This window comes from Devosia sp. (genome assembly GCF_017307565.1).
In the GTDB taxonomy this organism is placed as follows: Bacteria; Pseudomonadota; Alphaproteobacteria; order Rhizobiales; family Devosiaceae; genus Devosia.
In genome coordinates this window covers 1-13,516 of the sequence record NZ_JAFKHD010000417.1, presented here as the reverse complement: position 1 = coordinate 13,516, position 13,516 = coordinate 1, and the positions used below count along the sequence as shown (strand labels likewise).

The 13,516-nt window shown below is 62.7% G+C and carries 11 protein-coding genes and 1 pseudogene; 9 read left to right on the top strand and 3 right to left on the bottom strand.

The genetic code is table 11. From position 1 onward, the window contains the following. Window positions 1-196, bottom strand: a pseudogene (locus tag J0I64_RS17440) (sugar kinase); the annotation flags it as partial. A 194-nt stretch (window positions 197-390) separates the two neighbouring features. Between J0I64_RS17440 and J0I64_RS17435 the strand changes: the two are divergent. The 9 genes from J0I64_RS17435 to J0I64_RS17395 all read left to right on the top strand — a co-directional run bounded on the left by J0I64_RS17435 (window position 391) and on the right by J0I64_RS17395 (window position 11,120). Next, window positions 391-1,626 (top strand): extracellular solute-binding protein, encoded by a 1,236-nt coding sequence (locus J0I64_RS17435; protein WP_291410549.1) that lies wholly within the window; start codon window positions 391-393, stop codon window positions 1,624-1,626. A 142-nt stretch (window positions 1,627-1,768) separates the two neighbouring features. Continuing rightward, window positions 1,769-2,701: a carbohydrate ABC transporter permease gene (locus J0I64_RS17430; RefSeq protein ID WP_291410548.1), complete on the top strand. Its 933-nt coding sequence runs from the start codon at window positions 1,769-1,771 to the stop codon at window positions 2,699-2,701. Then, window positions 2,698-3,552 (top strand): carbohydrate ABC transporter permease, encoded by an 855-nt coding sequence (locus J0I64_RS17425; protein WP_291410546.1) that lies wholly within the window; start codon window positions 2,698-2,700, stop codon window positions 3,550-3,552. The genes J0I64_RS17430 and J0I64_RS17425 overlap by 4 nt, the downstream gene beginning before the upstream one ends. Before the next feature lie 3 nt (window positions 3,553-3,555). After that, the gene (gene argH, locus J0I64_RS17420) at window positions 3,556-5,064 is read left to right on the top strand and encodes an argininosuccinate lyase (protein WP_291410544.1); all 1,509 of its coding nucleotides are present in this window, start codon (window positions 3,556-3,558) and stop codon (window positions 5,062-5,064) included. Beyond that, complete coding sequence (ugpC, locus tag J0I64_RS17415; RefSeq protein WP_291410542.1) at window positions 5,064-6,131, top strand: sn-glycerol-3-phosphate ABC transporter ATP-binding protein UgpC; 1,068 nt, start codon at window positions 5,064-5,066, stop codon at window positions 6,129-6,131. Before argH ends, ugpC begins: the two co-directional genes overlap by 1 nt. Next, a complete protein-coding gene (locus tag J0I64_RS17410) occupies window positions 6,128-7,027 on the top strand; it encodes a carbohydrate kinase family protein (protein WP_291410540.1) in 900 nt (299 codons plus the stop codon). The genes ugpC and J0I64_RS17410 overlap by 4 nt, the downstream gene beginning before the upstream one ends. 19 nt (window positions 7,028-7,046) lie before the next feature. Continuing rightward, complete coding sequence (locus J0I64_RS17405) at window positions 7,047-7,787, top strand: glucosamine-6-phosphate deaminase (RefSeq protein WP_291410538.1); 741 nt, start codon at window positions 7,047-7,049, stop codon at window positions 7,785-7,787. Window positions 7,788-7,931: 144 nt separating this feature from the next. Next, entirely contained in the window at window positions 7,932-9,317 is a 1,386-nt protein-coding gene (locus J0I64_RS17400) for a M20/M25/M40 family metallo-hydrolase (protein WP_291410536.1), read from the top strand. Between the two features lie 3 nt (window positions 9,318-9,320). Next, window positions 9,321-11,120, top strand: a complete 1,800-nt coding sequence (locus J0I64_RS17395) for an adenine deaminase (RefSeq protein ID WP_291410534.1) — start codon at window positions 9,321-9,323, stop codon at window positions 11,118-11,120. Window positions 11,121-11,228: 108 nt separating this feature from the next. Here the strand turns inward: J0I64_RS17395 and J0I64_RS17390 are convergent, their stop codons facing one another. Together J0I64_RS17390 and J0I64_RS17385 are read right to left on the bottom strand one after the other, a co-directional pair. Then, entirely contained in the window at window positions 11,229-12,407 is a 1,179-nt protein-coding gene (locus J0I64_RS17390; protein WP_291410532.1) for a hypothetical protein, read from the bottom strand. A 13-nt stretch (window positions 12,408-12,420) separates the two neighbouring features. After that, a complete protein-coding gene (locus J0I64_RS17385) occupies window positions 12,421-13,332 on the bottom strand; it encodes an aldo/keto reductase (protein WP_291410551.1) in 912 nt (303 codons plus the stop codon). Between the last annotated feature and the right edge of the window lie 184 nt (window positions 13,333-13,516).

Sequence of the window (13,516 nt, the reverse complement as noted above, 5' to 3'; positions counted from 1 at the left end):
CTTCGAGCAGTTCATCGACGATATTGGCAACAGCCTGGGCGGTGAGCTGGGCGCGGCGGGCGATCTCGGTGCGGCCGAGATGTTCGTGCATACGAATGACTTCCAGCACCACGCGCCGGTTGTGCGCGCGGTTACGCTCGGGGTTTGACCCGATGGCGACACGCTGACGAAGGTCTTTCTTGCTGCGGCCGTTCAAATTCTTCGCCTCCCCTACGCTCTCGCTAGCACGGCGTTGTCGGGCAAGACTAGTCGTGGAACAAAATAACTCAAGTAGATTATTTTATTGACAAAGGCCTGTCACATATTGGACGTTGAGGCCCTGTCAGGCGGCGTGGACCGCCTTTCGGCATAGAGAGCTGTCGGAGGGTCGACGCTCCAATGGAGGACTTAATGCGCAAGGCACAACTGGCCGGGCTTGCAGCCGGCATCAGCTTCATGGCGATGGGCGCCGCTCAGGCGGTGGAAATCGAATATTGGCAGTACGTTTTCGACAGCCGCGTCCAGGCTATGGACCAGCTGATCGCCAAGTTCGAGGCTGCCAATCCCGACATCACCGTCAAGCAGACTACTTTCCCCTATGCGGACTATCAGACGCGCGTCGTCGCCGCCAAGGTTGCCGGTCAGGGTCCGGACGTGGTGCAGCTGTTCTACGGCTGGACCGACCAGTTCGTGAACGGCGGGCTGATCAAGCCGCTCGATCCGGCCGTGTTCCCGCATGCCGAAATCGAATCCGACTTCTTCCCGATCGTTTCGGCAATGAAGCGCGGTGATGACTATTACGGCCTGCCGACCGCCGTGCGTTCGCTGGCCCTGTTCTACAACAAGGCCATCTTCGCCGAAGCCGGCGTCGAGCCGCCGTCCAACCTCGAGGAACTCCTCGCGGCTGCCGAAGCCACCACCAAGCGTGATGGCAGCGGTAATATCACGACTGCCGGCATCACCATGGACATGGCGGGCCAGGATCACCACTGGTGGCGCGAAGTTCTCGTCCGTCAGAACGGTGGCGTGCCTTACGATGCCGACGGCAATGTTGCGTATAACGACGCAGCCGGCGCTGCCGCGCTGAAGTTCTACACGGACCTGCAGACCGAAAAGAAGGTTGGCCTCGTCGGCTTCATGGATGAAGGTCAGGCCGCGTTCCGCGCTGGCATGGCTGCCATGACCATCGACGGCACCTTCCGTCTCGGCGCTTTCGCCGGCAACCCGTTCGAATGGGGTGTCGTGGAACTGCCGGCCGACGCCAATGGCCTGCGCTCGAACTACTCGAGCTACTTCGCCAACGCGATCGGCGCGACTTCGGAAGGCGAAGAGCTCGTCGCTGCCCAGAAGTTCCTGCAGTACATCTCCTCGCCCGAAGCCATGCAGATCTGGCTCGAAGTCGTGGGTGAGCTGCCGGCCCGCCGCGATGTGGCTCTGACCGAGACCAACCTAGCCGACCCGATCCGTGGGCCGTTCCTCAAGGGTCTCGAATACGCCCACACCACCAAGTTCTACGACGAAGCCGCACAGCGCCAGACCTCTATCGACATGGTCAATCGCGTGCTGCTCGAAGGTCAGTCGATCGAAGACGCGCTCAAGCAGGCTGCAGAAGCCGAGCAGGCGATCATCGACCAGGCTCGCCAGTAAGAGCTGCGATGCTTCCTGAGCTTGCCTCGGGAAGCTAATCGATCCACCACTGTCATCCCGGCGAGAGCCGGGGTGACAGGTCGTGGGTGGGGCAAGTCCGGGCGGTTCAACCTCGCTCCGGCAAAACATCGCAGGAGCGAGCATGGCGTCGGCGAACGCAATTTCACAACAAGGCCCGGTGCGCTTCTGGGACCGTCTCAGCATCGGCACCAAGCGTGTCATCTGGGCCTGGGCATTTTTGGCCCTGCCCATCATCTTCTATGCGGGCATCCGCTTTTATCCCACATTCCAGGCCTTCTGGCTGTCCCTGACCAATTGGGACCTGCTGCGCCCGGCGCAGTTCATCGGCTTTGCGAACTACCAGAAAATGTTCGCCGACCCGATCTTCTGGAAAGTGTTCAACAACACCTTCCTCTATCTGATCATCGGCACGCCGCTGAGCCTCGTGATCTCCTTCGTGATCGCCTACTATCTCGATCGCGTTAAGCTGATGCACGGCTTTATCCGCGCCCTCTATTTCCTACCGTATCTCACCACCGCCGCAGCCATGGGCTGGGTCTGGCGCTGGTTCTATCAGCCGGTGCCGATCGGGGTGATCAACGGGTTTCTCTCGACCTTCGGTATTCCGCAGCAGCCATTTCTGCGTTCGGTCGATCAGGCGCTGTTCTCGATCCTGATCCCGGCCATCTGGGCGGGGCTCGGCTTCCAGATCATCATCTTCATGGCAGGCCTGCGCGCTATCCCCAACACGTTCTATGAAGCCGCGCGTATCGACGGCCTTGGGAACTGGGCGATCCTGCGCAAGATCACCATCCCGCTGCTGAAGCCGACCACCGTGTTCCTCGTGGTGTTCTCGTCCATCGGCTTCCTCCGCATCTTCGACCAGGTCTACAACATGACCTCGAATGATCCGGGCGGGCCGCTCAATTCGACCAAGCCCCTGGTGCTGATGATCTACCAGACCGCGTTCTCGTCCTACCAGATGGGCTATGCGGCAGCGCAGACCGTGGTGCTGTTCACCATCCTGCTCATCGTGTCCCTGCTTCAGCTCTATGTGCTGAGGGAAAAGAAATGACCATGGCCTCGACCAAAGAGCTGGCGGCCAATAGCCGCGATATCCGCCCCGGGCGCATCATTGCCTGGACCCTGCTGCTGATCGGCGGGTTGATCATGATCACGCCGCTGCTGTTCATGTTCTCGACCTCGCTCAAGACGTCGGGCCAGGTTTATGACCTTCGCCTGATCCCGGCGGCACCGACGCTGGACAACTATATCAAGGTTCTGGGTGACGGCCGCTTCATGCAGTGGTTCCTCAACTCGACCTTCATCGCCGTGACGGTGACGCTCTCGAACGTCTTCTTCGACAGCCTCGTTGGCTACACGCTCGCCAAGTTCGAGTTCCGCGGCCGTTACTTCATCTTCCTCGCCATTCTGTCGACCCTGATGATCCCCACCGAAATGCTGGTGATCCCGTGGTACCTGATGTCGAGCCAGCTCGGATGGCTGAACTCCTATTGGGGTATCATGTTCCCGGGCATGATGACGGCCTTCGGCACCTTCCTGATGAAGCAGTTCTTCGAAGGCGTGCCGAACGATTTCCTGGAAGCTGCACGTGTCGACGGGCTCAACGAATTCACCATCTGGTGGAAGATCGCCATGCCCATGGTGGTGCCGGCTATCTCGGCTCTCGCCATCTTCACCTTCCTCGGCAACTGGACTGCCTTCTTCTGGCCGCTGATCGTCACGACCTCCAAGGAGCTCTATACGCTGCCCGTCGGCATCTCGAGCTTCTCGGCCGAGGCGTCTATCCAGTGGGAGCTGATCATGACGGGCGCCGCCATCGGCACCATTCCGACGCTCCTCGTCTTCCTTGCCCTGCAGCGCTACATCGTCCGTGGCGTGATGCTGGCCGGTCTCAAGGGTTAAGCCATGACCGATCCACGTCTCTCCGACCAGTCGGTCTTTCCCGATCCGGTCTACAAGGAAACCGTTCTGGCGCCGTTATTCGACGGCGCCAAGGACCACCATGTCGAAGGCTTTCGAGCCATCGACCGGGCGCATCTCGTCATGCTGTGCGAAACCGGCATTCTAGAAGCCGGCCAGGCCCGCGATATTGCCGTGGCGCTCGACAGCATCGATGCTGAAATCGAGCCCTCGAGCCTCGTCTATACAGGCGAAGTCGAAGACTTCTTCTTTCTCATCGAGAAGGAACTGAAGAAGCGCGTCGGCCCCGATGTCGGCGGACGCCTTCATACCGCGCGCTCGCGCAACGATATCGACCACACGCTCTTCAAGCTCGGGCTGCGCGAGCGGCTCAATGTGCTGATCGGCAAGGCGCTCAAACTGCACGCGACGCTGATCGCTGCGGCCGAGCGCGAGAAGGACACGTTGATCGTTGCCTATACCCATGGGCAGCCGGCGCAACCGACGACCTTCGGGCACTATCTCTCGGCGATTGTCGAGTTTGTCGGGCGCGATATCGAGCGGTTGTTCGAGGCCTATCGGATCGTCGATCTCTCGCCCATGGGCGCGGCGGCAATCACTACGACGGGCTTTCCGACCGATCGGGCGCGGGTGGCGGAACTGCTGGGTTTTGCAGCACCGCTGCAGAACTCCTATTCCTGCATTGCCGGGGTCGACTACATTACCTCGACCTATTCGGCGATCGAGCTGATGTTCCTCCACCTCGGGCGTCCGATCCAGGATTTCCAGGTCTGGACCAGTTTTGAGGTCGGGCAGGTCTATGTGCCCAATAGCCTGGTGCAGATCTCCTCGATCATGCCGCAGAAGCGCAATCCGGTGCCGATCGAGCACCTGCGCCATCTCTCGAGCCAGACCGTCGGGCGGGCGCAGGCCGTGCTCACGGTGATGCACAACACGCCCTTCACCGATATGAACGACAGTGAAGGCGAAACGCAGTCGATGGGCTACCAAGCCTTTGCCTCGGCCTATCGGGTGCTCGATCTCCTTGCCGCGCTCGTCGAGCAGATCCGCATCGATCCCAAACGCGTGCGGGACAATATTTCGCGCTCGTGCATCACCATTACCGAGCTCGCCGATAGCCTCGTGCGCCGGGAAGGCCTGTCCTTCCGCGAAGGTCACGAAATTGCTGCGGCTGTTGCCAAGGCCGTGGTGGCGCAGGGCGGCGACCTCGTGCGCGACGGCTATGCCCCGTTCACCGCTGCCTTTGAAAAGGCGACGGGCCGGCGCTCGGCGCTCGATGAAACCAGCTTTGGCGAAATCGTTTCGCCGGAATATTTCGTCTCGGTCCGCACCCGCTTCGGCGGTCCGGCGCCCGAGCCGCTGCTGGCTGCTATTGCCGGCTACAAGGCCGACGCCAAGCGCCTGGCCGATACTCACGAAAAACTGCTGCGCCGTCAGGCCGACGCCGCGCGCATGCTCAAAGAGCGTTTCGACGCATTGAAGGGAACCGCCTGATGGCCAAGATCGAACTGCAGGGCCTCGTGAAGGCCTATGGCAATACCCGCGCCGTGCATGGCATCGACCTCACCATCGAGGACGGTGAATTCGTCGTGTTCGTCGGCCCCTCGGGCTGCGGCAAATCCACGACCCTGCGCATGATTGCGGGCCTTGAAGACATTTCGGGCGGCAAGCTGCTGATTGGCGACGAGGTGGTGAACCAGCGCGAGCCCAAGCAGCGCAACATCGCCATGGTGTTCCAGAACTACGCCATCTATCCGCATATGACTGTGGGCCAGAATATCGGCTTTGGGCTTTACACGTCCAAGCTCTCCAAGGCCGAGAAGCAGCAGCGCATCCAGGAGACCGGCAAGATCCTGGGGCTTGAAAAGCTGCTCGATCGTCGCCCGGCGGCGCTTTCTGGTGGCCAGCGCCAGCGCGTCGCCATTGGCCGAGCCATGGTGCGCAACCCCGCCGCTTTCCTCTTCGACGAGCCGCTGTCGAACCTTGACGCTCAGCTGCGTTCGCAGATGCGCATGGAGATCAAGAGCCTCCATCGCCGGCTTGGCACGACGATCGTCTATGTGACGCATGACCAGGTCGAAGCCATGACCATGGCCGACAAGATCGTCGTCATGCGCGACGGCAATATCCTGCAGGTGGGTTCGCCGACCGATCTCTACGAAAACCCGGTCGATGTCTTCACCGCTCGCTTCATCGGCAGCCCGTCGATGAACATGATCGAAGGCACTGTCAGCGGCGGCAAGCTTGCCGTCGAGGGCGCTTCGATTTCGGGGCTCACGCTGCCCGCTCATGAAGGCAAGACGCTGGTCGGCATCCGTCCGCACGATCTCGTCGTCGGCGAGGCTGGCGAGGCCGGTCTTTCCGCCTCGGGCACGGTCGAGGCCGTGGAGCCGCTCGGTTCGGAAACGCTGGTGCATCTCAGCGTCGGCAAGGCCCAGCTGATCGCCACGGCGCCCGGTCGCGTGGTTCCGGCTATCGGCAGCACCGTGTCGGTGCATGCCGGCGCCGGTTCGCTCTATCTCTTCGATGCCGTCAGCGAAAAGGCTCTGGGCCGCGCATGACGTCTTCTACACCCAAAGCCGGGGCAGTTCTCAACCTCGGCCGTATCTATTGCGATATGGTTTTTCGCGGGCTCGACGGCATGCCCCAATTGGGGCGCGAGCTTTTTGCCCGTGACTTCGCCCTGACGCCGGGCGGCGGCGCCTTGATCACCGCGGCACACCTGGCGGCCCGTGGCCGCCAGTCGGCCCTGGTGGCAAGGTTTGGCACGGATGCGCTGTCGCAGGCGCTTTCGGTGCAGATCGAGTCGCTTGGTCTCGACCTGCAGTTCCTTGATCGTCACGAGACGGCGGGGCCGCAGCTTACCGTGGTCATGGTGCATGACGGCGACCGAGCCTTCCTGTCGCGTCGGGCAGGACATGCGCGCCCCAAGGGCTTCGAGACGAGTCTTGACTGGTCCGAGGCGGCGCATCTCCATATCGCTGAATATGCAACGCTCCATGAAATGCCCGATGCCATCAGCGCTGCGAAGGCGCGTGGGCTGACGGTGTCTCTCGACCCCAGCTGGGACGACGAGCTGATCCGCGATCCCATGTTCTTCGAACGCTCGGCGGGTGCAGATATCTTCCTGCCCAATATGGAAGAAGCGACAGCTCTGACGGGCAAGGATGAGCCGGAGGCGGCGCTAGCGATCCTCCGCCAGCATTTCCCCATCGTAGCGCTCAAATGCGGCGGCGATGGCGCTATTTTGGCGGCGGAAGGGCGGACGATTCATCTACCGTCGCCGCGGGTCGAGGTGGTAGACACCACAGGCGCGGGCGACGCCTTCAATGCCGGCTTCATCCATGCCTGGCTGTCGGGAACCGGGTTCGATGATTGCCTTGCGGCGGCGATCGATGCCGGCACCCGTTCGGTGCAGGCATCGGGCGGCACAGGGAGCCTGCGCAGCGCGAGCTGATTTATTCTTGATGAGACCAATGACTAAAGCACAATTCCAGGTTTTCGCTACGTCCCAGGCAGTTGCCGAGGCGGTCGCTTCTCATATTGCCGAGGCGGTGCAGTCGCGCCCGCAATCGGTCCTGGGTCTTGCCACGGGCAAGACATTCGTGCCGGTCTATGCGGCGCTCGTGGCGCTGAGCAAGGCGAAGGGTATTTCCTTTGCCGAAGCGTCGAGCTTCAATCTCGATGAATATGTCGGCCTGCCGCCGAACCACCCTGCGTCGTTCCGGTGCTACATGGAGGAGAATTTCTTCCGCCATGTGGACCTCCCGGCCGACCGGGCCATGTTGCCCGAGGCCCATGGCGATGCTGCGGCTGCGTGCCTTGCCTATGAGGCGGCGATTGCGGCGCGGGGCGGGGTGGACCTGCAGCTTCTCGGCATTGGCCGGAATGGTCATATCGGCTTTAACGAGCCGGGCGCGCCCTTTGATGGTCGCACCCAGGTGACGCAGCTGACGCCGTCAACCATTGCCGCCAATACCAGCGATTTCCCGGATGGCGAAGTGCCGCCGCCTGAGGCGATCACCATGGGTATCGGCACCATTCTTGAGGCACGCGAGATCGTGCTGGTGGCGACCGGCGCGGGCAAGGCCGAGGCGCTGGCGCGTTCCTTCCTCGCCACGCCGGCCGTTGATTGCCCGGGTTCCGCTTTGCAGCAGCACCCCCATGTCACCGTGTTCTGCGACGACGAGGCCTACGCCGAGATCGCCAAAGGCTAGTCACCACGACCATTGGTGCATCGATTTTACCCCCGGACGCGCTCCGGGGGTATTTTTTTGCTGCCGCGCGGTGTCAGGCCGTTACCTTTTGCGGCTGATTGGCTCAGTGTCGGATGGTAACACGCCAATTGATTCCGTTTGCCCATGACCATTCTCGATACCGTTCTTGCCCATGCCGACAGCCAGCTGGATGACAGCCTTGCACGGCTCTTCGACCTGATCCGCATCCCCTCGGTTTCCACCGAGCCGCAATATGCCGGAGATTGCCGCCGCGCCGCCGAATGGCTGCGTGACGAACTGGCGGGGCTCGAATTCGACGCCTCGGTGCGCGATACGGCGGGCCACCCGATGGTGGTGGGGCATGGCCCGAAGGTCGAGGGGCCGCACGTGCTGTTCTACGGCCATTATGACGTGCAGCCGGTGGATCCTCTGGCGCTGTGGAACACGCCACCGTTCGAACCCAAGCTCGTGCCGCAGCCGGACGGCGAGACGTTCATCGTCGGGCGCGGAGCGTCGGACGACAAGGGGCAGCTGCTGACCTTTATCGAGGCCTGCCGGGCCTGGAAGGCGGTCACGGGGAGCCTGCCGATCCGCATTTCCATGCTGTTCGAGGGCGAGGAAGAGGCGGGTTCGCCCTCGCTCTCGCCGTTTCTCGAAGCCAACGCGGACGATCTGCGCGCCGACACCATCCTGGTCTGCGACACCGATATGTGGGACCGCGAGACGCCGGCCATCACCACGATGTGGCGTGGCTTCGTCTCGGAGGAATTCGAGGTGACGACGGCGGACCGGGACCTGCATTCAGGCATGTTCGGCAGCGCGGCGCGCAATGCGGTGCAGCTGATTTCGAGCATTATCGGCGAGCTGCGCAAGGCAGATGGCAGCGTCGCCATTCCCGGCTTCTATGACGGGGTGGAAGAACTGCCTGCGGCTAACAAGCAGGAGTGGGAACGCCTGCCGTTCGACCCGGTGAAATTTCTGGGCGATATCGGCCTTTTCATCCCCGCAGGGGAAGAGGGGCGCTCCGTGCTCGAGCAGGTCTGGGCGCGGCCGACGGCCGAAGTGCATGGGGTCTGGGGCGGCTATTCGGGCGACGGCTTCAAGACCGTCATTCCGGCTAAGGCGGGCGCGAAAATCTCGTTCCGGCTGGTGGCGGGGCAGGATCCCAATCGCATTCGCGCGATTTTCCGCGACTTTGTGCGGGCCCGCATTCCCGCCGACTGCTCGGTCAGCTTCAAGGCCTATGGCACCGCGGGTGCGCAATCCATGCCGCTCGACGGGGCGCTGCTCAACAAGGCTAAGGAAGCGCTGACGGCGGAATGGGAGCGCGAGACGGCGCTGGCCGGCACCGGTGGGTCCATTCCCATTCTCAGCGAGTTCAAGGAACGGCTGGGCATGGATAGCCTCCTCATCGGCTTTGCGCGTTTCGACAACCGCATCCATAGTCCCAACGAGAAGTACGACCTGTCGAGTTTCCATAAGGGCATCCGTTCCTGGGTGCGCATCCTCCACGCTTTTTCAAAGGCCTGACCCATGGCGATCACTCGTTTTTCCGTGAGCCCGCTCCATAGCCAGATCACCACGCTCGCGACCGTTGCTGGCGGGCGCGCGCCGGCCGATCTCGTCATCACCGGGGCGCGGGTGCTTTCGACCTATTCGGAGCGCATTGCCGGGGACAAGGAAATCTGGCTTTCGGGCGGCCGCATCGCGGCGATCAAGCCGGCCGGGGCCTACAAGGCCGGGCCGGCCCCGAAGACGGTCTATGACGCTCGCGGCGGCATCATTGCGCCGGGCCTGGTCGATCCGCATATTCACATCGAAAGCTCGATGGTCACCGCCTGCGCCTATGCCGAGGCGGCGCTGCTCAACGGCACGACGACGATCTTCTGCGATAGCCACGAGATCGGCAATGTCATGGACGTTGCCGGCGTCGAAGCCATGCTCGAAGACGCGCGGCTGGCGCCGCTTTCGATCTTTCTGACCGTGCCTTCCACGGTACCGGCGACGTCGCCGGAGCTCGAAACGGCCGGTGGGGACCTGACGCCGGAAAAGATCGGGGCGCTGTTCGACAAGTGGCCGGAAGCGGTGGCGCTGGGCGAGAAGATGGACTTCGTGCCCGTCGCCATGGGCGATCCGCGCAGCCACGCCATCATCGCCGAAGCGCTGAAGCGCGGGCGGCCGGTTTCGGGCCATATTTATGGCCGCGAATTCGTAGCGCCCTATGCGGCGGCCGGGGTGACCGACACGCATGAAGCGATCGATCGGGAAATTTCGGGCGATTTCATCGATGCCGGCATCTGGGTGTTCTTGCGCGGCGGCAATCCGGCAACGCCCTGGAATTCCATTGTCGAGGCGATCAAGCCGATCACCGAACTCGGCGCCAGCCACAAGCGCTTCTGCGTCTGTACCGATGATCGCGATGCCGACGATCTGCTCAGCTTTGGTCTGGACTGGGTGGTGCGCGAAGCCATTCGTTGCGGCATGAAGCCGGAGCAGGCATGGTCGATGGGCTCGCTGCATGGCGCGACGCGCTTCGGTATGGGCGATGAAATCGGCGGTCTCGGCGGCGGCCGTCGCGCCGATCTCGTGCTGCTCGACGATGCGCTGAAGCCGCAAAGCACCTGGTATGGCGGCGCGCTGATGGTGGAAGACCGCAAGGTGACGCCGCTGCTCGAAGAGACGCTGGAGCAGCGCTATCGCTACCCCTCGGTGGCCTATAACACCGTGCATCTCCCCAAGGCCGCAAAGCTCGTGCCCGAGCTGCCGGCCGGTGCGGTTACGGCAAATGCGATCGGCATCGAGATGCCCGGCATCGTGCTGCCGCACCGCAAGGTCGCGATTGCACCGGCCAATGACTGGGCGACGATCCTTGAGCGCGACAACCTGAGCTTTGTCACCGTCATCGAGCGCCATGGCAAATCCAATGGCGGCATTGCCTATGGCCTCCTGCATGACTTTGGCATCAAGAATGGCGCGGTCGGGTCGAGCGTCGGGCATGACAGCCACAACATCATTCTTGCCGGAACCAATGAAGCCGACATGCAGCTTGCGCTCGAAACCATCGAAGCCGCCAAGGGCGGTATCGTGGTGGTCGAAGATGGCAAGGTTCTGGCCTTTGTGGCGCTGCCGGTGGCCGGGCTCATGTCCGACAAGCGCGTGCATGAGGTTGCGGCCGAGAACCGCACGCTGAAGGCGGCGTGGGAAAAGGTGGGCTGCACCATCCCCTATATGGGGTTCAACCTCATCCCGCTCTCGGTCATTCCGGAAATCCGCATCACAGACAAAGGGCTGGTGAAAGTGCCGGAAATGGTACTGCAGCCGTTGTTCGACTGAGGATGCGTGCATGGATTGCCGGGCTTGTCCCGGCAATCCCGCTCGCCTCGAAATGGACCACCGGGGCACGCCCGGTGGTGAGGACTAAACAGGCGAGGCGAAGAAGCCTCAGGCGCTCTTGCGCTCTTTCCAGTACTTCGCAAGCGTCGTCGGCGTGTGCATGTTGTCGTAGAGGAACGCCCAGAATTCCTGGCGCTCTTCGGGAGCGACAGTCTTCCAGACCTCGTGCACGGCCATGTCGCCACCATAGTAGGCGTAGACGAAGGGTGCGCGCAGGTTGTGGCTGAGGAAAGCGAGGCGCGAGCGGGCCGTTACCGGGTCCTGCAGGGCCTTGTCGGCCATGATCGGCACAATCTCATCGAGGCTCATGCCCTGGGCATGCATCATCCAGGCAGCATTGCAGCGCATGGCGCTGCGCAGGCGCTGCAGGGCGACGCCGAGTTCGTCCTCCGGGCCATCGACCCAATCGAGGAAGAACATGCCGTTGTCGGCAATGCCTTCAAAAAGGGCGCTGCTGGCAGAGCTGGTCACCACCTGGGCGCCGTCCAGCGGCATCTTGCCCTCGGCGACGTGGCGCTCGCGCAGGTTCATATGCACCAGATGGCCGGGGAATACTTCGTGCGTTGCGAGGTGCTTTAGCGAGAAGCGCGTGTAGGGAAAGTCGAGGTTCAGCAGCACCTTGCGGGTGGGATAGTCGCAATAGGCGGAGAACGGCACGGCGGTGACGCCTGCGGGCTCCATCCATTCGTGATCCATGGGATACATGGTTGCGGTGACGCGCTCGCGGCCTTCGAGGATGAGGGCCTTGAGTTCGTCGAGAACGGCTTCCTTGGGCACGCGCGCCTGGGCTTCCCAGCGATTGAAATCGTCGGCGAGACTGCCGCCGGCATAGCCGAGTTCGTTGAGCTTTTCGCGAATGGTCTGGCGATAGCCTTCCAGCTCGGCGTCAGGCACGAGCTGGGTAGTGACCCGGATCTGGCGAGCGACGCGGTCGGCGAAGCTGATCGGCTTTTCCTCAAAAGTGGTCACGAGGGCCAGGAGCGAGTCGATCATTTCGGCGACATAGTCGCGGCGCAGCGGGCTTTCGGCCTCACTGGCATTGCGGGTGGCGAGGGCCTCGAGACGGGCGCGGGCCTCGGTGTAGTCGCGCAGCTTGATGGGTTCTACCTCGGCCATGGCGACCGGGATCAGGCCTTCCTTGTCGAGAAAGCCGTCGCTGCGCGGGGTGCTGCGATAGAGCGCGTCGATGCCGGCCGTCAGGCCGGCCAGTTCACTACCAATCAACATGGCCAAAACACTCCTATTGGTGACCGGCAACCGGCTTGGGATGGTAGGGGGCTTCCATCAGCGCCACGTCCTCGTCGCTGAGCTTTACCTCGAGCGCGGCGACGGCATCATCGAACTGGTGGAGCTTGGAAATGCCGACGATGGGCGCGGTGATCCCCGGCCGGGTGGCGACCCAGGCATAGGCGATCTGGGCCGGCGGGCGGCCATGGCGCACGGCCACGGTACGCACGGCGGCGACCACGGCATCGTCCTGTTCGCGGGAGCGGTCATAGAGCGCCGAGGCGGTCTTGTCGGTCTGCGAGCGGGTCGTGTCGGTATCGGTGCGGGCCGCGAGGCGTCCGCGGGCGAGGGGGCTCCACGGGATGACGCCGATGCCTTCCGAGCGGCAGAGCGGCAGCATTTCGCGCTCTTCTTCGCGGTAGATCAGGTTGTAGTGCGGCTGCATGGAAACGAAGGGCGCCCAGCCATTGGCGCGCTGCATGCCGAGGGCCTTCATGAACTGCCAGGCGTGCATGGAGGAGGCGCCGAGATAGCGCACCTTGCCGGCACGAACCACGTCATTGAGCGCATCCAGCGTCTCTTCGAGCGGGGTGCCGTAGTCGAAGCGGTGCAACTGGTAGAGGTCGATATAGTCGGTGCCGAGACGCTTCAGGCTGCCGTCGACGGCCTCGAAAATATGCTTGCGCGACAGACCCCTATCGTTGGGATCGCTGCTCATCGGATTGTAGAGCTTGGTTGCGAGCACCAGGTTCTGGCGCTTCTGCGTCGAGAGAACTTTGCCCACGACCTCTTCGCTGGCGCCGGCCGAATACATGTCGGCCAGATCGAAGAAGTTGATCCCGAGGTCCACGGCCTTTTCGATGATCGGGCGTGAACCCGCTTCATCGAGCACCCATGGGGCCCAGGAGGGCGAACCGAAGGTCATGCAGCCGAGCGCCAGCTGCGACACTTTCAGGCCCGTCCGGCCCAGGTTGATATGCGCCTGCCCGAAAAGCGGCTCGATCCGGATCGCCGCCCGCAGCGCATGGAGCGTGGCGGCGACGTCGCCCGCCTTGGAAAGCGAGACGGCATAGTTGAAATAGGCAAGGTGCAGCAACGGATTGGCGTCG